Below are 19,077 nucleotides of genomic sequence, written 5' to 3' on the forward strand. Positions count from 1 at the left end.
CATAGGTTTTCGAAACCTATGAGGTTTGTTAAGATAAAATTGAAATTTTAATGGAAATCAAGGAAGAAAATATCATCAATATTCACAACTTTTTGCCGCATCGCGAACCGATGCTCATGGCAGATTATATTCTGGAGCTTACTCCGGAAAAAGTGATTACTTCCTTCGAAATAAAAGAAGATAATGTTTTTGTTCATGATCATAAGTTTGTTGAAGCGGGCTTGGTTGAAAATTTAGCTCAAACCTGCTCATCCATTCTCGGACAAAGTTTTTTCGAAAATCCTGATGCAGATACCAAAGTGATTGGTTTTATCACCAACATTAAAAAAATCGAAATTTTTGCATTACCGGAAGTGGGCAATAAAATTATTTCAAAAGCATCTTTGATTTCTCAGTTTGAAAACATCTGTAATATCTTCTGTGAGACCTTTATTAATGACGAGTTATTGATAAGAGCTGAAATTAATTTGTTTATCCAGGAAGTAAAACCTTAACCGATGAAAAAACAGGACCTACCTCAGGACGAAAGCAATCTGAAGTCTGCCAATATGACGGAAGTTTTGTATGTGACTGATGAAAACAACAACTATACAACGGCAAACAGTATTGGTTGGGATATTAAAAAAGCGGCTTTAGATGAATCTTTAGCGCTGATTAACGAAAGAATTGAAGAAGCCAGGCAAAATGTTGCCCATCACATCGTAAGCCCGATTATTTATTTCATGGAACTGAATAAAATGGATCTACAGGTTCTTGCAGCCTATGTCGGAATGTGGCAATGGCGCGTTAAAAGACACGCAAAACCAAAAATATTTAAAACATTAAGCGATTCTGTACTGAAAAAATATGCCGAGGCTTTCGGTATTTCAGTGGATGAACTAAAAAACTTCACCGGAAAATAATTAAACCTCATAGGTTTAGCAAATTTATCCGGGATAAAAAGAGAAAGCTAGGAATGAAACTTAATTTTGAACACCATCAAACCGCGCATTGCGAAAACGGTGTTGCCTCCAATCTATTATTAAACAAAGGGTTAAAACTCAGCGAACCAATGATCTTCGGAATTGGTTCCGGGCTGTTCTTTGTATATCTCCCTTTTTTAAAAGTAAACTTTGCTCCGGGTTTCAGCTATCGTCCGATGCCGGGTGCTATTTTCAGCAAGGCAGCAAAAAGACTGGGAATTAAAATTAAAAGAGAAAAATTTTCAAATCCCGCTGAGGCTCAAAAGGCTTTGGAGAGAAATTTAGATCAAAATATCCCTACAGGTTTACAGGTTGGTGTTTTCAACCTAACCTATTTTCCTGAAGAATATAAATTCCATTTCAATGCCCACAATTTGGTGGTTTACGGAAAAGAAGACGGTAAATTCCTGATCAGCGATCCTGTGATGGATTATGTGACGACTCTTTCCGAGGCTGAACTGGAAAAAGTAAGATATGCCAAAGGCGCACTGCCTCCCAAAGGTCATATGTACTACCCTACTTACATTCCTGAGCATGTAAATTTGGAAGAAGCAATAAAAAAAGGAATTAAGGATACCTGTAAAAATATGTTGGCTCCCGTTCCGATCATTGGGGTAAAAGCCATGCGTTGGGTCGCTAAAAACATCCCGAAATGGGCCGATAAAAAAGGAACGAAAGTTACCAATCATTATTTGGGGCAGCTGATCAGAATGCAGGAAGAAATAGGAACCGGCGGTGGCGGTTTCAGGTTTATTTATGGTGCATTTTTACAGGAAGCCGCTGTGATTCTTAAAAATGATCAATTGAAAGAATTATCCAAAGAAATTACAACAATTGGAGATCTTTGGAGAGATTTTGCGGTGGATATCGCAAGGGTGTATAAAAACAGAAACTCGAAAAGTGACATTTATAATCAACTGTCAAAAACGATGCTTCATATTGCAGATCTGGAAGAAGCTTTCTATAAAAAACTGAGAAAAGCGATCTAAATGGAAAACTTAATTGAGATTAAAAATTTATATAAAAAATATAAAAGTGCAGAAGAATTTTCTGTAAATGACATCTCGCTGACTATTGAAAAAGACGAAATCTACGGAATTCTTGGTCCCAACGGAGCAGGAAAAACAACATTGATTTCCATGCTTTCAGGATTGGTAAAACCGACTTCCGGAAGCTTTAAAATCAACGGATTATCTCCTCAGAAAGATGGTTTTAAACTAAGACAGATCATTGGAATTGTTCCTCAGGAATACGCTTTATATCCAACTTTAACAGCTAAAGAAAATTTAATGTATTTCGGCAGTCTTTATGGTTTAAGTCATAAAAATTTAAAGAAAGCCATTGACGAATCTTTGGAGATCATGGGTTTATCAAAATTCGCTGACAAAAAAGTAGAACAGTTCTCAGGAGGAATGAAGCGCCGTTGCAATCTGATTGCCGGAACGCTGCACAATCCGAAAGTTTTATTTTTGGATGAACCCACGGTCGGCGTTGATGTTCAGTCTAAAAAAGCTATTATTGATTATCTTTTCGATCTAAACAAACAGGGAACCTGCATTATTTATACTTCTCACCATCTTTCGGAAGCGGAAGAATTTTGCACCAAAATTGCCATCATCGATCACGGGAAAATCCATGCAGTCGGAACCCCTGAAGAATTGGTGAACAGAGTGGCAAGTGCCGAAAACTTAGAAGATGTTTTCATTTCATTAACCGGAAAAGAATTAAGAGATGTTGTGGTATAAATTGTGGAGAAGTTTCGTTAAGGAAGTCCTATTGCTTAAAAGAGATATCGGAGGAATTGTGATTATTTTCGTGATGCCTTTATTGTTAATTGTCACGATAACGTTGATTCAGGACTCCACTTTCAGAAACCTTGAAGGCTCAAAAATTCCGATTATCTTCATCGATAAAGATCAATCTGAAATTTCAAAGAATATAAAACAGGAGCTTGAAAACAGCAAAACGTTCGAGCTGTTGACCAATTATAATGAAAAATCAGCCCAGGAAGCTGTTTTCGGAGGAGATTATCAGATGGCCATTGTCATCCCTGAAAATTTAACTAAAGATTTAAACTCAAATATAGAATCCAAGGTTCAGACCATCGTAAGCTCGTTTGGCTTGGAAGAAAATTCAGGAAAAGTTCAGATTCCGCCTGTAAAAGCTAAGGATATTCATTTATATTTTGACCCTGCAACAAATATAGGCTTCAAAAACAATGTGATGAATTCCGTGAACAAAATGGTTTTTGAGATCGAAAATAAAAAGATTTATAAAGCTTTTCAGGATCAATTGGGAACCACGGAAAATCTTGAGGAAAGTAAAAATTTAATCAGTTTTAAAGAAATTACCCCTAAAAAAGGGAAGATTGAAGCCATTCCGAATTCCGTTCAGCACAACGTTCCTGCCTGGGCATTGTTTGCCATTTTCTTTATTGTGGTGCCTTTGTCCATCAATTTAGTCAAAGAAAAAAGCCAGGGAACCAGCGTGAGGGCAAGAATCAGTCCGACACCGTATTTTATCCATATTTTAGGAAAAACATTTACGTATTTAATCATCTGTATCATTCAGTTTTTGCTAATGGTTGCAGTGGGCATCTACCTTTTCCCTTATATGGATTTACCGCAGTTTGATGTTACAGGAAAGATGTTTCCGCTTATTGTGGTGACCCTATTTTCAGGATTAGCCGCGATTGGATTCGGTGTTTTATTGGGAACCATTGCCGATACTCAGGAACAGTCTGCACCTTTTGGAGCAACTTCCGTCGTGGTTTTGGCCGCCATTGGCGGAATCTGGGTTCCGGTATTTTTAATGCCTGAATTTATGCAGAATATTGCAAAATTCTCTCCAATGAATTGGGGATTAAACGCTTATTACGACATTATTTTAAGAAACAGCGGAATCGGCGGAATTGCTAAAGAATTGACTTTCTTATTTTTATTTTATCTTGCCATGGTCGGCATCTCATTGATTTACGAAAAAAAACAGCATGCAGTCTAAAGATTTAACTTGTACAGAAGAAGTCCGCGTAAGATTCAACGAAACAGATCCCTTGGGAATTGTTTGGCATGGACATTACATCGTGTATTTTGAGGACGGCAGAGAAGCTTTCGGCAGACAGCACGGTTTGACCTATCTTGACATTCAAAAAGCGGGTTATGTTACGCCAATTGTAAAAAGCACTTGCGAACATTTTCTTCCCTTAAAATATGGTGAAACCTTCAAAATTGTAACGACTTTTGTGAATTCCACTTCAGCGAAATTAATTTACAAATACGAGCTTTTTAACGAAGAAAATAAATTAGTCTGTTCAGGAGAAACCATTCAGGTTTTCTTGGATTCCGACAATAATTTATGTTTGTATAATCCTGAGTTTTTTCAGGCATGGAAAGATAAAATGGGATTATCATGAGGAAGGAAATTTATATCACTGATTACAACTGCGTCACGCCTTTAGGTTTTGATGTTTCTTCAAACTGGAAGGCTCTTTTGGAAGGAAAATCCGGCGTCGCTTTACATAAAATCATCGAAAATCAGGAGCCTTTTTATGCTTCGAGGATTGATTCTGAAAAACTGAATGAAGAATTTAATAAATTCTTCAACTCCGTTCAGAAAGACAATCAGGATTTCACAAGGCTTGAAAAAATGTTTTTATTAAGCTTAAAACCTTTAATTGAAAAACATCCCATTTCAGATGAAACAGCCTTTATTTTATCGACAACAAAAGGAAATATCAGCTTATTAAAAAATCAAAATGCTTTACCGGAAGGTGTTTTTCTTTCCAATTTAGCCCAGAAAATAGCTGATTTTTTCGGATTTAAAACAAAACCGATTGTTGTTTCCAATGCCTGCGTTTCGGGAGTTATGGCAATTGCTGTGGCGAAAAATATAATTCAGGCTGGAAAATATAAAGACGCATTTGTCATTGCCGGAGACGAAATTTCCGAGTTTGTGATTTCAGGTTTCAATTCTTTTCAAGCGATTGGAACAGAAATTTGCAAACCTTATGACAAAAACCGTGACGGAATCAATATTGGTGAAGCAACTGCAGCGGTTTATATAACCTCTGAATCAAATAAAAACGAAAAATTTAGTTTTAAAATTTTAGGAGACTCAGCCATCAACGATGCTAATCATATTTCCGGTCCATCAAGAACAGGTGACGGATTATTTGCCAGCATCAAAAATGCAATGATAGAAGCCAAAGTTCCTGTAGAAAAAATAGATTTTATTTCTGCACACGGAACAGCTACGATATATAATGACGAAATGGAAGCCATCGCTTTCAACAGAATGGAATTGCAAAATGTTCCTCTGAACAGTATGAAGGGCTATTATGGTCACTGCTTGGGAGCTTCGGGATTGTTGGAAAGTATTATTTCAATGGAATCTGCTCTAAATAATATATTAATTCCATCAAAAAATTTCGAAGAAACGGGAACTTCGCAATCTTTGAATATCATTAAAGAAAATCAACCTGCAGAAATAAAATATATTTTGAAAACAGCATCAGGTTTTGGAGGGTGTAATGCAGCAATTGTTTTGGAAAAATGCTGAAAATAATTTTGTAATTTTATAGAATTAAAGTTTTAGGAAATGGAATCTACTGTAGACATCAGAAAAAGAATTCACGAGTTCATTGATATTGCCGATGAAAGGATTTTGCGAATCATCAACGGAATCATCGATGTTGAGGAGCAGGAAGATAATTATCCTGCTGTTCCGGATTGGTACTACGAAAAGCTCGAACTTGAAAGAGAGAAACACTTAAAAGGCGAAACTCCCTCATATACTTGGGAAGAAGTGAAGCAAAGATTGATGAAGGATTATGACTTATAAATTAATTTTAAAGTCAAGAGCTCACATTGATTTAGCAGAAGCAATTGAATATTACCAAAGTAAAAGAAAAGGTTTAGGTAATAAATTTCTGAAATGTATTCACAAGTTTTTTGACAGAATTGCCAAAAATCCTCTCCATTATTCTTTAAAAAGCAATAATTTTCGTGAGGCATATATCCAAAAATTCCCTTACGTCATTATCTATGAAGTTATAGAGAATGAAATTGTTGTGTTTTCTGTTTTCAACACGCACCAAAATCCAACGAAAAAGCCTTAAACTTTATTAATGAAGAAAACAGACATTTGCACCATAGAAAATTCAAAAATCGTTCTCAATAATGAGGTTATTTTTGAAACTCAAACCGAAAATTTTTCAGATTTTGCGAAAGAAGCCTATAAAAGTTTAGAACTGAATTATCCAAAATTTCATAAAATGGATCATCTTAGCAAACTCGCTTTCCTCGCTTCTGAAATGATTTTAAAAGATGAAGATCACAGCAGAACCGCTTTGGTTTTTGCCAATAAATCATCCAGTTTAGATACTGATTTTAAATATCAGGAAAGCATCAATTCTCAGGAAAATTATTTCCCGAGTCCTGCCGTTTTCGTCTATACTTTGCCTAATATTTGTGTGGGTGAAATCAGCATCAGACACAAAATGCAGACAGAGAATGCTTTTTTTGTTTTAGACGAATTTGATGAAAATTTTTTAAAAAGCTACTCAGAACAGATTTTACAGTCGGGAAAGGCTGATAAAGTGGTATGTGGCTGGGTAGAACTATATCAGGAAAGTTATAATGCTTTCGTATATTTGCTGACTACGTAATATAACAATATAAAAATGTACTAGTTTACCAATTTTTAAATAACACTAATAACTATTGTTACATTGGTACATTGGTACATTATAAATGAAATTTATTTATGGAAAACTTAAAAGAAGAATTAAAACACAAAATCGTTGAAGTCCTTAATCTTGAAGACGTTGCAGTAGAAGAAATCAAAGATACAGATCCTTTATTCGGAGGTGGTCTTGGTTTGGATTCTATCGACGCTTTAGAATTGATCGTTCTTTTGGATAAAGAATACGGAATAAAATTAGCCGATCCGAAGAAAGGAAAAGAAATTTTCTCTTCTATCGACACGATGGCGAAATTCATTGAAGAAAACAGAACAAAATAAATTAATCTAACAATGTATCAATTGAACAGTGTAACAATATTGGTACATTGCTAAATTGATACATTGATACATTGGTACATTGGTACATTATTAAGAAATGGGTCAAAAAATTGCCATCACAGGAATGGGCATCATTTCCGCCATTGGAAACAATGTTGGGGAAAATTTAATTTCGTTAAAATCCAGAAAACACGGAATTTCAGACATTAGCTTGTTTGAAACCCGCCATGCCGGAAACATCAAAACGGGCGAAATAAAATTATCTAATGGAGATCTTGTTGAAAAACTTCAGTTAAGTGAAGGTAACAACGCGACAAGAACCTCTTTATTAGGGATGGTTGCCGCAAAAGAAGCTGTAGAAAGCGCCGGAATTTTCGATATTAATGAATATAAAACCGGACTAATTTCCTCAACCAGCGTTGGCGGAATGGATATTACTGAAAAATATTTCTACACTTACGAAGACTTTCCTGAAAAGCAAAAATATATTGACGCTCATGATGCCGGAAATTCATCACTGCTGATTGCAGATTATTTGGGTCTACAAGGTATGGTTTCCACGATCAGTACAGCCTGTTCGTCTGCGGCAAATGCCATTATGATGGGCGCAAAACTCATTAAAAATGGAATTTTAGACCGTGTTATTGTTGGCGGAACAGATTCCCTTTCAAAATTTACTCTGAATGGTTTCAATACGTTGATGATTTTAACAGATTCATACAACACCCCTTTCGATAATGACAGAAAAGGGCTGAATTTAGGTGAAGCAGCCGCTTTCATCGTTTTGGAATCCGATGAAATCGTAAAAAAAGAAAACAAAAAAGTTCTGGGTTACCTTTCGGGCTATGGAAATGCTAACGATGCGCATCACCAAACCGCTTCTTCGGAAAACGGACAAGGTGCTTATTTAGCGATGGAAAAAGCTTTGAAAGTTTCAGGATTAGATAAAGAAAACATCGATTACATCAACGTTCATGGAACGGCAACGCCGAATAATGATTTGTCTGAAGGCATTGCCATGATTCGAATTTTCGGAGAAAACAATGTTCCTGAATTCAGTTCTACAAAAGCTTTTACAGGTCATACTTTAGCAGCTGCTGCGGGAATTGAAGCCGTGTATTCGTTATTGGCGATTCAAAACAATCTTATTTTCCCCAATCTGAATTTTAAAACTAAAATGGAAGAATTTGAATTGATTCCTGTGACTGAACTTAAAGAGAAAAATATCAACCACGTTCTTTCGAATTCCTTTGGTTTTGGAGGAAATTGTTCCACTTTAATTTTCTCAAAATCATGAGTCCAGTTTACATCAACAGTGCAACCTGCATCTCAGTTCAGGACACTTTAAATGAAAATTTCATCCAAAATTTGAAGCCTGAACATTCAACTCAGGTTTTAAAAGCTATTGAACCCAATTACAAAGAATTCATTCCACCCGCGGCAAGCAGAAGAATGTCTAAAACTGTAAAAATGAGCTCTGTAGCTTCAAAACATGCTTTACAAGAAGCAGGAATCGAAAATCCTGATGCGATTATCGTCGGAACAGGAATGGGCTGTTCCCAGGATTCTGAAAAATTTCTTAAAAATGTACTGGATAATGATGAAGAGTTTCTGACTCCGACGTTTTTTATTCAATCCACACACAATACGGTGGCAGGGCAAATTGCTTTAGGTCTGCAATGTCACGCGTACAATTTCACGTATGTAAACACTTCTTCCTCTCTTGAATTTGCATTTTTAGATGCCAAATTGCAGATCAACGACGGTGAAGCAGAAAACGTGTTGGTAGGTTCAGCAGACGAGCAAACCGACCGAACAATGCAATTGTATAAATTAAACAAAACCATTAAAAAAGAAGAAAATCTCCCCGTTGATTATCTGAACTCAACAACAGATGGTGTTATGTGGGGCGAAGGAGCAAGCTTTTTTGTTTTAGGAAAAGATAAAGCAGAAAATCATTATGCTCAATTACATGATATTCAAATTAGTAATAAATTAGATTTAGACAAAACTCAGCAATTTATTGAAGGTTTTTTAGCTAAAAATAATTTAACAGCGAATGATATTGATGCTGTGATTTTAGGTTTCAGCGGAGATTCAAAATCGGATGTTTATTATACAAAAGCAATGAATGTATTTGAAGATTCAGCATTATTGTATTACAAACATTTGAGTGGAGAATTTAATACGGCGAGTGGTTTTTCAACATTTATAGCTTGTCATATTCTGAAAAATCAGGAGATTCCTGAGGTGATGATGATTAATGATTTGAAAAAAGAAGAAGTTAAAAATATTTTGCTTTATAATCATTTGGGAGGAAATGACCATAGTTTGGTTTTGTTGGGGAAAGCTTAATTTGCTGAATTATTTTTAACACAAAATAATTAAGTCTCTGTGTCATTCAGAACGAAACGCAGTGGAGCGTGGAATCTAAGCAACGTTAAAGTTCTCGCTGGGATTCCTACGGAATGACAAACGCACCACACGGAATATTTTAAACCAAAAATTCAAAAACAATAAAAGATGAAACATTACTCATTTATCCTGTTTTATATTTTGTGCAACGTTTTTATTTGTGCGTTTCACGGGACTTTTTGGGTATACATATTTTGTTTTTTGCTGTTTTCAGCAGTCGTAATTTGGGGTTCCTTCGATATTACTTTAGGATATTTTGTCAATAGCATTACTCACAAAAGAACGAAAATCAAGGAGGTAGCTTTGACTTTTGATGACGGTCCGACTGAATTTACTCCGAAATTTTTAGATCTATTAAAAGAAAATAAGGTGAAAGCCACCTTTTTCTGTATCGGAAAACAGATTGAAAAATATCCGGAAACTTTTCAAAGGATTATAGCAGAAGGTCATACCATTGGAAACCATACCCTTTCTCATTCGAATACAACCGGATTTTTATCGACTTCAAAAATGGTTGAGGAAATTGAAAGATGCGATGAAGTGATGTTGAAAACCGGAGGTATAAAAACCAATTTATACCGTCCGCCTTTCGGAGTTACCAATCCGAATATAGCAAAAACCATCAAAAAAACTCAAAAACAAAGCATCGGCTGGAATGTTCGTTCACTCGACACCATAACAGAAGATCAGAAAAAAATTTACCAAAAAGTCACAAAAGGATTAAAGAAAGGAAGCATCATTCTTCTTCACGACACATCAGAAAAAACGTATAATGTTTTGGCAGATTTATTAGTATTTTTGAAGGATAAAAAATACTCAACTTTTACAATTGATAATATTTTAATAAAAAGATAATTTTAACACTTTAGTTAATTAAAGTTAGAGACATACCCTATAAAAAGATCATTTCAATTTTTTCCTGAAAATCTTTGATTTTTTATCTTTTGTTCGCTTTTGATTTCTAATTTGAATTAAAAAAAAATTAATCTTTTGTGACTTTTGTCGTTAAATTGAAAACGTTCAACAATGATTAAAAATACTGCTCTTGGAGCATTTCTATTGATTTCAAGCTTCTTTTTTGCACAAAATACGGCAATGTCGGGAGCGGAAGCAAAAGCATTTGTCTCCCAAGTTTCATCGGAGGCTAAAGAAATAAAAACTTTACAGGCGGATTTTACCCAAACCAAGAAAATGGATTTTTTGGATAAAAGCATCATCACTTCAGGGCGAATGTCATTAAAAACGCCGAATACTCTGAGTTGGAAATACACAAAACCTTATCAATACGGCATTGTTTTTAAGGATAATAAAATTTTCATCAATGATCAGGGGAAAAAGTCCTCTGTGGACGCCAAAAGTAAAACGTTTGAAAAAATTAATAAACTGATTGTGGGAAGTTCAAACGGTCAGATGTTTAACGACCCTGAGTTTTCTGTTAGTTATTTTAAAAACGCAACTTCCAATATTGCAAAATTTACTCCGAAAACAGCACAATTACTGAAATATATTAAGCAAATCGAGCTTCATTTTCCTAAGAATCAAGCAACAGTTTCGCAGGTAAATATGACGGAAGCTTCAGGAGATACAACCAATATTATTTTCAAAAATACAAAGATCAATGCGCCGATTGCTGCTTCAGAATTCAGTTTATAGTTTGATTTTTTTATTGTTTGTTTCCTGCAAAACATACCAGTTAACAGACGTACAATCTCTTCCTAATTCTGAAAAGATGGTTGAAAATTTATACTTTTCTTCCAATGAAGATTATGTTTATAAATGTCAGATGGATATTTATAAAAATCATGTAAGCGGAATTTTGATTATTAAGAAAATCAACGAAACGACGCACCGTGTTGCCATGACTTCTGATTTCGGAAACAAATTAATTGATTTTGAGATTTCAGAAAATAATTTTAAGCTCAACTATGTTCTTCCTGATCTGGATAAAAAAATTGTGATTAATTTTTTAAAGAATGATTTTCAACAGCTTTTAAAAAGACAATATCCTGTCACTGAAAGTTTTGAAAATAAAAATTCAAAAATCTATCTTTCAAAAATTGATAAAAATGTCTACTACTTGTTTTTTAACAAGGAAAATGGGGTTCTAAACCAGATCATTTACACAAAAAGTAATAAGGAAAAAATCGATTTTACTTTTGATGCAAAAAAACATATCTTCGCGGATAGTTTGAATCTTCAGCATAAAGACTTTAAGATCAACATCAAGCTATTTCAGATCAACGAAATTGAATAACTAAACCATGAAAAAACTATCATTATTACTTGTATTACTAATTTCAGGCGTATCTTTTGCGCAGGTAACCTTTAATCCGGGAATCAGAGCAGGCGCCAATTTTTCACATTTTACAAATGATGAAAACTACAGCTATTATTGGGGAAATAATTACTATGACACCCATACGGTAAACATGAATTTCAAAACGAAAACCGACTTTTATATAGGTTTGTTTGGTAATATCCGTTTTGCTAAATTTTATGCGTTACAGCCGGAGATCAACTATTCAAGACAGGGAACTAAAATGGATACCAACATCAACGACTGGAACGGACAGACTCTTACAGCGACCTATGTGGGCGTACAGATTGTCAACAAGTTCTATTTCAATAAGTTCAATATTCATTTCGGTCCGACATTGGATTTTTTGGTTGAAAATAAAAATTTTGATGCTGAAAATGAAATAGATCTTGGTCTTACAGCCGGTTTAGGATTTGATATTACAAAAAACTTTGGCGTGGAAGCAAGAGTGAAAAAGGGATTTATTCCGGTATATTACTTTAATAATAATCATTCTAATGTCACTTTTCAGGCCGGAGTTTATTATACCTTTAACATGAAAAAATAATTTTAATGCAGACTATTCTTACAGACTTTTACACTTTAGAATCATATGAACAGGCAGAAAACGGAAGTTTTACTGCCAAGATCACTTTAAATAAAGATCATGATATTTTCAAAGGTCATTTTCCGGGAAACCCCGTGACACCAGGCGTATGCATGATGCAAATCGTAAAAGAACTGACAGAAGAATTTACTGGGTTAAAATTATTCTTAAAAACCGCCTCAAATGTGAAATTTATGGCGATTATCAACCCGTTTGAAACACCGGATTTAAAATTGCAACTCGATATTACACAGAGTGACGATGATGTCAAAGTAAAAAATATCACTTCTTTTGGCGAGACTATTGCATTAAAAATGTCAGTAAACTATAAAAAATTGACATCATGAAACTAATTTTTTCATTTTTAACTGCTTTTTTTCTTTTTTTTCAATCGGATCTTGAGTCTTTAAGAGACAGCTATGCCAAAGCAAATGCCTCTGATGTGAACACAGAAGCATTTATCAATATTGCTGATAAACAGCCAGGTTCTGATGCGGTGACGAAGGGTTATAAAGCCGCGGCAAAGATCATGGAAGCAAAAATTGCAAAATCCAACAGAAAAGCTTTGGTAAAGGAAGGAGCCACTCATCTTGAAGCCGTTATTAAAAGTAACCCGAATAATGCTGAATTGAGATTAATCCGAATGAGCGTACAGGAAAACATTCCTAAAATCGTAGGTTACAGAGGAAGTTTAAAAGATGATAAAGCTTATCTTTTAAGTAATTATACAAAGCAGAATCCCGCTCTAAAAAATTATATTAAAAGATTTGCCGCTCAGTCCAAAACGATGACCGATGCTGAAAAAGCAACCTTAAAATAAACCCATGACCCTGCCTGAAATACAACATGCGATTTCTGAAAAGAAAATCTGTGTTTTAATACCCACCTATAATAACGAAAAAACTCTAAGAAGAGTGATCGACGGCGTTCTCGATTACACCGAAAGTACTATGGTGGTTAATGACGGCTCTACTGATTCAACTAAGGAAATTTTAAACCAATATTCTCAAATTAGCGTAATTAATTTACCTGAGAATAAAGGAAAAGGCAATGCCCTGAAAATAGGCTTCAGAAAGGCAAAAGAACAGGGTTATCATTATGCGATAACCATTGACTCTGACGGGCAGCATTACCCCGATGATCTGCCTGTTTTCGTGGAAGCCCTTCTGAATGAAAAGGATGACGCTCTACTTATTGGAAACAGAAATATGGCTCAGGACGGGATTCCAAAAAAAAGCAGTTTTGGAAACCGTTTCTCTAATTTTTGGTTCTGGTTTGAAACAGGAATAAAACTAGAAGATACACAATCGGGTTATCGATTATATCCTCTACATAAAATTCCGAAAAAATATTTTACACCAAAATTTGAGTTTGAGATTGAAATTATTGTAAGAACAGCCTGGCGACACGTTCCCGTGAAGAATGTTCCGGTAAAAGTTCTCTATGATCCGGCAGAAAGGGTTTCCCACTTCAGGCCATTCAAAGACTTTACGAGAATCAGCATTCTGAATACCATTTTAGTGACGATTACCCTTCTTTATATTATTCCGCGAAACTTCGTGAATAATTTCAAAAAAAAAAGCTTTAAAAGATTTATTCAGGAAGATGTTTTAGAAAGTGACGGAACCAACCGCACCAAAGCTTTTTCTATTGCCTTAGGAGTATTTGTAGGACTTTCTCCTTTTTGGGGTTTTCACACCTTGCTGGTGATTTCTCTGGCTGTACTTTTCAAACTCAACAAAGTACTGGCTTTTGTGGCTTCCAATGTAAGCTTACCACCGTTTATTCCTTTTATCATTGCTGCTTCTCTGTTTTTAGGAGCACCGTTTGTATCTGGCAACAGCAATATTTTAAGTCAGGATCTTAATTTTGAACTGGTGAAGAATAATTTACTTCAATACGTGATCGGAAGCTCTATTTTGGCAAGCACACTATCTGCCATTGCCGGAATTACCACCTTTTTATTCTTGAATAAGGTCAGTCCGGAGAATAATTAATTTATTTCAGCTTTTTAAGCGTTTTATTTAAATATTTTTCAACATCCTGTTGATCAGGAACTGTTGTAATTTCCTTAGTTAAAGCCTTTTCAAATTGAACTTTTGCTATAGAATATTCTTTTTGGCTAAAATAGTATTTTCCGGAAAGGTGATAAACCAGCCAAAACTCAGGATTCAAAGACTGATAATGACTGATAAAATCTTCTGAAAGAATTTTCTTTTTATAAATTGCATCTTCAATTTGAGAAGTCATTTTTTTATACTCTTCGTAATTTTTAAACTCCTCAGAATCTGCGAAAGGATCTCTCGTGATATTTACATCTGATTTTGCCAACTCACCGCTTTTTAATCTTCTATCGGAAAAAATTTCATTTAAATCATAACATACAAATTCCCCCAACTGATACGGATTGGACGATACCCAAACCAGTTTTTTCTGAGGCGAAAAAATGACCGCGTGATGTGCCAGTAATTGGTTAATCGCCTTTTCATTCCCATACCCTATCTTTTCTCCTTTCAACCCGGATTTATCTCTTAAAATAGCCACCATTTTCTCAGGATTCAGCTTTTTATTTTCCTGTAAAAGTTCCTGAAGCTTTTCATAACGGTATTCAGAATGGCTTTCTGCAATTTGTTTTTGATTTCTTTTGTCATCTTTGTAAGCATCCGACTGAAAATGGTTGGTACAGAAAACACGGCTCGTATTCTCCACTTTGTACACTCCGAAATTATCCGGCGAAACTTCAATAATTACCGCATTTTTATCATTCGCGCTTCCCACTAAAATAGATTCTGAAACAAAAACTTTTCGCTTTTTAGCAATTTCAATCGCCTCCTCAATGTTTTTGGCATATTGTAAAATTTCCCGTGTTACCAAAGAAATCGGAGTTTTTGCCGTCAGCGGAATTTTAGATTTTCCGGCGTTGATCGTTACCGTAATTCCCTCCTTATTCATTCCCGAAACAACACCAATCATTCCCGGCCAGCTCACCGACAGATAAGGAATTCCGTCTTCAGGCTCTACAAATTCCACCATTTTATTTTTAGAGAAATCATCTCCCACATAGAAGTCGAAGTTTCTTCCGATCAGCAAATCTTCATCCTCTGTATTTTCATTCCACACCGCCAGAGAGGTGCAGCCGACCACCATCAGATCCCGCATTGCGTGACCAATATCATGAGCTCCGTGCAGATATAAACTTCTCATAAATTTCGGTGCGATAAAGTCATATTTATCTGATGAATACTGGGATAATCCATATAATTCCGCCTGAAAATCTTCACGAATATTGAGATACATTTTACGATTATACCATTTCAGAAAACCGCGCAATAAGTTTTGCTTAAACTTCGACGGAACAAAGCCTTCCACTTTAGAAAAGAAAATTTCTTCCTGTTTCTGCATCAGATTCTGCGTTAAAGCTCCATTGTTATATCCCAACTGCAAAGGATTTCCTTTAATATATAATTCCCAAAGCTGTTGCTTATTTTTCGTTAAATAATTTTCATTAAAACTAAAAGTTGAATCGTTAATTTTACTGACTTTTGGAATTTCAAGCGAATATTGCTTGACATCAGGAATGTGTTTGATAGATTTTCTGATTCCGCAAGATGAGAGAATAAAGCTAAGGTTTAGGCTTAGAAAAATTAAGGTTAAAAGACGAAACCGGAAATCTATCTTTGTACGTTTAGATTCGCCAATACGCTTCATTCCATTCCGAATGGCGGCATCAACCAAATTATTTCCTTTCACCATTATATTTATTAATCACTTGTGTTAATCTTTCATCAATCAATTCTTTTCCCAGAATTTCGGAACAGGTATTAAAAGCACCGATGATACAGCCTAAAATCCCGTGCATGTTAACAGACTGGCCCGTCAGAAAAAGATTATTGATCTTTGTGCGTGGAGAAACCATTGTTTTCAGAGGGTTTTCAGAACTTTTACTGTATCCGTACATATTGCCCTCAAAACTCCCAATATAATCGCGGTAAGACAATGGCGAAGAGGTATAGATATTTTTAACAGATGTCCTTAAATTTGGGATTTTCTTTTCCAGAGCATCTATCATTTTTTCAGCTTTTTCCTGTTTGAACTGCTCATATAACACTCCCCTTTCATGCTCATCTGCCACTGTATTGACTGTTTCTTCCCATTCTTTGACTTCATTGAAATTCATATAAGAAATGGCCGTCAGACTTTCTGCAAATTCAGGATAATTCTTAGATTGGGTTGAGGAAAGCATATAGGTTTCCGGCCATGAATTCTGTTCATATCGAAAGGCATTCCAGACCAATTCTTTGTTCGAATAATGGTAAATATTATAATTAAAATTCGGGATTGTATGAAGTTTCAAAACAATATAAACACTGAAGCACGATGGAGCAGGCTCCCAGCTCATTACTCTGTTTACAAAGGATTTTTTCAGCCGTTCTTCCCCAATCAATTTTATGGTTGAACGAATTTCTATATTTGAAATAAACTGTTTCGCAGAATACTCTTTTCCCGATTTAGTTCTGACTGAACTTACTTTTTGATTTTCATTAAATATAAATTCAGAAACCTCCGAATGTTTATGAATCTCAGCACCGTGTTCTCTCAGTTTCTTTATTAGTAATTTCGAAATCTGGCTTCCTCCTTTCACGCATTTATAAGCACTTTGAATATAAGAATTCACCGTCAAAGCATGAACATAAAACGGAACATTCTCAGAATCTCCTGCATATAGAAAATTAGAACCCAACAGAATGGACTGTAATTTTTTATCCGAAATTAACGATTCGATGAATCTTTTGGTATTAAGATGGAGAATTTCTTCATTATAATTTTCTTTTCCCACCAAATTATATCTCGGAAACTGACTGCAAACCCGCTGAATTTCTTCGCAGTAGTCCTCAAGATTTTCTCTTTCTTCAGGAAAATATTTTGACAATTGTTCAACAAAATTATCATAACCCTGCGCATGAGGATATTCAATTTCGTCATCTCCAAACGTGATTTTGTCATATCCATTTTCATCCATTTTCTGAAGTTCCAGATCCTTTATAATCTCCAGATACGAAAAATACTGATGAAGATTCTGGCCTTCTGAAAGTCCGCCCAGATAGTGAACGCCTGTATCGAAAATCAGTTTGTCCCGTGAAAACGTCTGTAGATTTCCACCGTATTGGTTATTTTTCTCCAGGACACACACCTTTAAGCCTTCCTTCGCCAAAACAAGTGCTGAAACAAGACCTCCCAATCCGCTGCCGATTACAAGTATGTCAAATTCTTTTTTCAAAGGAGAAAAGCTGTGTTTTTAATAATATTGAATTTTAAAACGCAAAGTCCAAAAAGATTTTTTTAACTACTAAATGTTTTTAAGTTCGCAAAGGCGTTAACACTTAGCAAAGACAAAAAGTGGATATATTACTTCATTTTAAATTCCTCAATTATTAATTTTTGAGTTTTAAATATTAGTTTTTCAGGAGTAAAAGTAGGAAATTTAATCAATATCATCCCAAAAATCGAAGTAATTGAACCATTGAAGAGGATATTTTTTAATCATCGATTCAAGATTTTGAGTATAGGAATTTAAAAGTCCCTGTGCATCGCGCTTTTTAACGTTCTGAGCAACTCTAGCGTATAAATGATAATGTAGTTTTTTTTCTTTCATTACATACACATACACCACAGGAACGCCCAATCTGGAAGCAATCATGAATGGTCCGGCAGGAAATTTCGCCGATTTACCAAGAAGATCTCCTTCTAGGAACTTTGAACCTTCGAAATATCGGTCACCTGTAAAGCAGATCAGCTCATTTTTTGACAAGGCTTCATTGATATCAAAAATATGCGACATATCATCTTTTACATAAATGAACTTGATATTACTTTGCTTAACAGAAACACTTTCAAGATATTCTTTAATTACGGTAACTTCCTGATCTGCTGTCACTAAATTAATCTGACAGTCAAAATCAATATCTGCAAAAAAATGTTCGGCAATTTCGAAATTACCGATGTGGGCACTTATTAAAACTCCTCCTTTTTTTTCTGCTAAAAGATTTCTGAGGTTTTCAATTCCGTCGAATTCGTAAGTATATTTTTCTCTTAATCCGGCAGAAATTGCCGTTTTATCGATTAAAACAGTTCCGAAAGTGAAATAACTTTTAAATAATGAAATTTTTGTTTTCCAATATCCGTAATTCAGTCTTTTCTGGAAATAATATCTGTAATATTTGTTGCTGTTTTTTTCGAATAAAAAGTAATACAGCGCAACAAAATAAAGAACAAAATATGAACTTCGGATTCCGATATTTCTAATACACCAGACGAAAATTCTGTAGCCCAGAATCGTGCCTTTAGACTTACCTTTCCATTTGTTCATAGTATTAATTTATCAATGTAGCAATATAGCAATGTAGAAATGTAGCAATGTAACAATATAACAATGTAGAAATGTAACAATACTTCAAACATCGGTAAACTGTTAAATTGATAAATTGTTACATTTAAATTAGAGTAGATTTTTAATCGATAATTATGCGTTTTTTTCAGTGATTTTGTTCTCGATTGTCGAATAAAAGTCATCGAATGTGACCATTTTCTTGAAGTCTGCTTCACCCAATTTCACTCCGAAATTAGATTCTATCACCACAACCATATCAATATAATCCAGACTGTCTAAGCCCAGCGTTTTTTTTAAGTTAGCCTCATTGCTGATTTCATCGCCATCTACTTCAAATTCATTCACTAGAAAGTCGTTGACAATCGCAACAATTTTTTCCCTGTCCATG

Annotated in this window: 24 protein-coding genes; 20 read left to right on the top strand and 4 right to left on the bottom strand. The window is 34.9% G+C overall.

Annotated features, from left to right (window positions below):
• Positions 1 to 50 precede the first annotated feature (50 nt).
• The 20 genes from VUJ46_RS13310 to VUJ46_RS13405 all read left to right on the top strand — a co-directional run bounded on the left by VUJ46_RS13310 (position 51) and on the right by VUJ46_RS13405 (position 14,298).
• On the top strand, positions 51 to 494 hold the full coding sequence (locus tag VUJ46_RS13310; protein WP_326981236.1) for an ABC transporter permease: 444 nt from the start codon (positions 51 to 53) through the stop codon (positions 492 to 494).
• A gap of 3 nt (positions 495 to 497) precedes the next feature.
• Positions 498 to 902 (top strand): hypothetical protein, encoded by a 405-nt coding sequence (locus tag VUJ46_RS13315; RefSeq protein ID WP_326981237.1) that lies wholly within the window; start codon positions 498 to 500, stop codon positions 900 to 902.
• Between the two features lie 53 nt (positions 903 to 955).
• On the top strand, positions 956 to 1,951 hold the full coding sequence (locus tag VUJ46_RS13320) for a BtrH N-terminal domain-containing protein (RefSeq protein WP_326981238.1): 996 nt from the start codon (positions 956 to 958) through the stop codon (positions 1,949 to 1,951).
• Positions 1,952 to 2,707, top strand: a complete 756-nt coding sequence (locus tag VUJ46_RS13325) for an ABC transporter ATP-binding protein (RefSeq protein WP_326981239.1) — start codon at positions 1,952 to 1,954, stop codon at positions 2,705 to 2,707.
• A complete protein-coding gene (locus VUJ46_RS13330) occupies positions 2,694 to 3,962 on the top strand; it encodes an ABC transporter permease (RefSeq protein ID WP_326981240.1) in 1,269 nt (422 codons plus the stop codon). The genes VUJ46_RS13325 and VUJ46_RS13330 overlap by 14 nt, the downstream gene beginning before the upstream one ends.
• On the top strand, positions 3,952 to 4,374 hold the full coding sequence (locus tag VUJ46_RS13335; RefSeq protein WP_326981241.1) for an acyl-CoA thioesterase: 423 nt from the start codon (positions 3,952 to 3,954) through the stop codon (positions 4,372 to 4,374). The genes VUJ46_RS13330 and VUJ46_RS13335 overlap by 11 nt, the downstream gene beginning before the upstream one ends.
• Positions 4,371 to 5,519, top strand: coding sequence for a beta-ketoacyl synthase N-terminal-like domain-containing protein (locus tag VUJ46_RS13340; RefSeq protein WP_326981242.1), 1,149 nt, complete (start codon positions 4,371 to 4,373; stop codon positions 5,517 to 5,519). The genes VUJ46_RS13335 and VUJ46_RS13340 overlap by 4 nt, the downstream gene beginning before the upstream one ends.
• 39 nt (positions 5,520 to 5,558) lie before the next feature.
• Complete coding sequence (locus VUJ46_RS13345; protein ID WP_312399576.1) at positions 5,559 to 5,801, top strand: addiction module family protein; 243 nt, start codon at positions 5,559 to 5,561, stop codon at positions 5,799 to 5,801.
• A complete protein-coding gene (locus VUJ46_RS13350) occupies positions 5,791 to 6,078 on the top strand; it encodes a type II toxin-antitoxin system RelE/ParE family toxin (RefSeq protein ID WP_326981244.1) in 288 nt (95 codons plus the stop codon). Before VUJ46_RS13345 ends, VUJ46_RS13350 begins: the two co-directional genes overlap by 11 nt.
• A 9-nt stretch (positions 6,079 to 6,087) precedes the next feature.
• The gene (locus VUJ46_RS13355; protein ID WP_326981245.1) at positions 6,088 to 6,627 is read left to right on the top strand and encodes a 3-oxoacyl-ACP synthase; all 540 of its coding nucleotides are present in this window, start codon (positions 6,088 to 6,090) and stop codon (positions 6,625 to 6,627) included.
• 98 nt (positions 6,628 to 6,725) lie between these two features.
• Complete coding sequence (locus VUJ46_RS13360) at positions 6,726 to 6,983, top strand: phosphopantetheine-binding protein (protein ID WP_326981246.1); 258 nt, start codon at positions 6,726 to 6,728, stop codon at positions 6,981 to 6,983.
• Between the two features lie 97 nt (positions 6,984 to 7,080).
• Complete coding sequence (locus tag VUJ46_RS13365; RefSeq protein WP_326981247.1) at positions 7,081 to 8,280, top strand: beta-ketoacyl-[acyl-carrier-protein] synthase family protein; 1,200 nt, start codon at positions 7,081 to 7,083, stop codon at positions 8,278 to 8,280.
• Positions 8,277 to 9,338, top strand: a complete 1,062-nt coding sequence (locus VUJ46_RS13370; RefSeq protein ID WP_326981248.1) for a beta-ketoacyl synthase N-terminal-like domain-containing protein — start codon at positions 8,277 to 8,279, stop codon at positions 9,336 to 9,338. The genes VUJ46_RS13365 and VUJ46_RS13370 overlap by 4 nt, the downstream gene beginning before the upstream one ends.
• Before the next feature lie 261 nt (positions 9,339 to 9,599).
• On the top strand, positions 9,600 to 10,253 hold the full coding sequence (locus tag VUJ46_RS13375) for a polysaccharide deacetylase family protein (protein WP_326981249.1): 654 nt from the start codon (positions 9,600 to 9,602) through the stop codon (positions 10,251 to 10,253).
• 171 nt (positions 10,254 to 10,424) lie between these two features.
• Positions 10,425 to 11,051 carry a LolA family protein gene (locus VUJ46_RS13380; RefSeq protein WP_326981250.1) on the top strand — a complete coding sequence of 209 codons (627 nt, stop codon included), beginning with the start codon at positions 10,425 to 10,427 and terminating at the stop codon, positions 11,049 to 11,051.
• A 76-nt stretch (positions 11,052 to 11,127) separates the two neighbouring features.
• Positions 11,128 to 11,652: a hypothetical protein gene (locus VUJ46_RS13385; RefSeq protein WP_326981251.1), complete on the top strand. Its 525-nt coding sequence runs from the start codon at positions 11,128 to 11,130 to the stop codon at positions 11,650 to 11,652.
• A 7-nt stretch (positions 11,653 to 11,659) separates the two neighbouring features.
• Positions 11,660 to 12,262, top strand: coding sequence for an outer membrane beta-barrel protein (locus VUJ46_RS13390; RefSeq protein WP_326981252.1), 603 nt, complete (start codon positions 11,660 to 11,662; stop codon positions 12,260 to 12,262).
• 5 nt (positions 12,263 to 12,267) lie between these two features.
• On the top strand, positions 12,268 to 12,648 hold the full coding sequence (locus VUJ46_RS13395) for a 3-hydroxyacyl-ACP dehydratase (RefSeq protein WP_326981253.1): 381 nt from the start codon (positions 12,268 to 12,270) through the stop codon (positions 12,646 to 12,648).
• Entirely contained in the window at positions 12,645 to 13,121 is a 477-nt protein-coding gene (locus VUJ46_RS13400; RefSeq protein ID WP_326981254.1) for a hypothetical protein, read from the top strand. The genes VUJ46_RS13395 and VUJ46_RS13400 overlap by 4 nt, the downstream gene beginning before the upstream one ends.
• Before the next feature lie 4 nt (positions 13,122 to 13,125).
• Positions 13,126 to 14,298, top strand: a complete 1,173-nt coding sequence (locus VUJ46_RS13405) for a DUF2062 domain-containing protein (RefSeq protein WP_326981255.1) — start codon at positions 13,126 to 13,128, stop codon at positions 14,296 to 14,298.
• Position 14,299: 1 nt separating this feature from the next.
• Here the strand turns inward: VUJ46_RS13405 and VUJ46_RS13410 are convergent, their stop codons facing one another.
• From VUJ46_RS13410 to VUJ46_RS13425, 4 genes are all read right to left on the bottom strand, one after another.
• Entirely contained in the window at positions 14,300 to 16,009 is a 1,710-nt protein-coding gene (locus VUJ46_RS13410) for a C45 family peptidase (RefSeq protein ID WP_326985100.1), read from the bottom strand.
• A 28-nt stretch (positions 16,010 to 16,037) separates the two neighbouring features.
• Complete coding sequence (locus VUJ46_RS13415; protein ID WP_326981256.1) at positions 16,038 to 17,579, bottom strand: phytoene desaturase family protein; 1,542 nt, start codon at positions 17,577 to 17,579, stop codon at positions 16,038 to 16,040.
• 204 nt (positions 17,580 to 17,783) lie between these two features.
• Entirely contained in the window at positions 17,784 to 18,668 is an 885-nt protein-coding gene (locus tag VUJ46_RS13420; RefSeq protein ID WP_326981257.1) for an LpxL/LpxP family acyltransferase, read from the bottom strand.
• A gap of 153 nt (positions 18,669 to 18,821) precedes the next feature.
• A complete protein-coding gene (locus VUJ46_RS13425) occupies positions 18,822 to 19,076 on the bottom strand; it encodes an acyl carrier protein (protein WP_326981258.1) in 255 nt (84 codons plus the stop codon).
• Position 19,077 lies beyond the last annotated feature (1 nt).

This window comes from Chryseobacterium sp. MYb264 (assembly GCF_035974275.1).
Classification (GTDB): Bacteria; Bacteroidota; Bacteroidia; order Flavobacteriales; family Weeksellaceae; genus Chryseobacterium.

Coding starts and splice junctions, on each gene's coding strand:
- VUJ46_RS13405 (WP_326981255.1), top strand. CDS start 13,126: ATGACCCTGCCTGAAATACAACATGCGATTTCTGAAAAGAAAATCTGT.
- VUJ46_RS13380 (WP_326981250.1), top strand. CDS start 10,425: ATGATTAAAAATACTGCTCTTGGAGCATTTCTATTGATTTCAAGCTTC.
- VUJ46_RS13340 (WP_326981242.1), top strand. CDS start 4,371: ATGAGGAAGGAAATTTATATCACTGATTACAACTGCGTCACGCCTTTA.
- VUJ46_RS13390 (WP_326981252.1), top strand. CDS start 11,660: ATGAAAAAACTATCATTATTACTTGTATTACTAATTTCAGGCGTATCT.
- VUJ46_RS13325 (WP_326981239.1), top strand. CDS start 1,952: ATGGAAAACTTAATTGAGATTAAAAATTTATATAAAAAATATAAAAGT.
- VUJ46_RS13425 (WP_326981258.1), bottom strand. CDS start 19,076: ATGGACAGGGAAAAAATTGTTGCGATTGTCAACGACTTTCTAGTGAAT.
- VUJ46_RS13330 (WP_326981240.1), top strand. CDS start 2,694: ATGTTGTGGTATAAATTGTGGAGAAGTTTCGTTAAGGAAGTCCTATTG.
- VUJ46_RS13395 (WP_326981253.1), top strand. CDS start 12,268: ATGCAGACTATTCTTACAGACTTTTACACTTTAGAATCATATGAACAG.
- VUJ46_RS13365 (WP_326981247.1), top strand. CDS start 7,081: ATGGGTCAAAAAATTGCCATCACAGGAATGGGCATCATTTCCGCCATT.
- VUJ46_RS13350 (WP_326981244.1), top strand. CDS start 5,791: ATGACTTATAAATTAATTTTAAAGTCAAGAGCTCACATTGATTTAGCA.
- VUJ46_RS13420 (WP_326981257.1), bottom strand. CDS start 18,668: ATGAACAAATGGAAAGGTAAGTCTAAAGGCACGATTCTGGGCTACAGA.
- VUJ46_RS13370 (WP_326981248.1), top strand. CDS start 8,277: ATGAGTCCAGTTTACATCAACAGTGCAACCTGCATCTCAGTTCAGGAC.
- VUJ46_RS13335 (WP_326981241.1), top strand. CDS start 3,952: ATGCAGTCTAAAGATTTAACTTGTACAGAAGAAGTCCGCGTAAGATTC.
- VUJ46_RS13385 (WP_326981251.1), top strand. CDS start 11,128: ATGGTTGAAAATTTATACTTTTCTTCCAATGAAGATTATGTTTATAAA.
- VUJ46_RS13345 (WP_312399576.1), top strand. CDS start 5,559: ATGGAATCTACTGTAGACATCAGAAAAAGAATTCACGAGTTCATTGAT.
- VUJ46_RS13360 (WP_326981246.1), top strand. CDS start 6,726: ATGGAAAACTTAAAAGAAGAATTAAAACACAAAATCGTTGAAGTCCTT.
- VUJ46_RS13410 (WP_326985100.1), bottom strand. CDS start 16,009: ATGAAGCGTATTGGCGAATCTAAACGTACAAAGATAGATTTCCGGTTT.
- VUJ46_RS13315 (WP_326981237.1), top strand. CDS start 498: ATGAAAAAACAGGACCTACCTCAGGACGAAAGCAATCTGAAGTCTGCC.
- VUJ46_RS13320 (WP_326981238.1), top strand. CDS start 956: ATGAAACTTAATTTTGAACACCATCAAACCGCGCATTGCGAAAACGGT.
- VUJ46_RS13310 (WP_326981236.1), top strand. CDS start 51: ATGGAAATCAAGGAAGAAAATATCATCAATATTCACAACTTTTTGCCG.
- VUJ46_RS13355 (WP_326981245.1), top strand. CDS start 6,088: ATGAAGAAAACAGACATTTGCACCATAGAAAATTCAAAAATCGTTCTC.
- VUJ46_RS13400 (WP_326981254.1), top strand. CDS start 12,645: ATGAAACTAATTTTTTCATTTTTAACTGCTTTTTTTCTTTTTTTTCAA.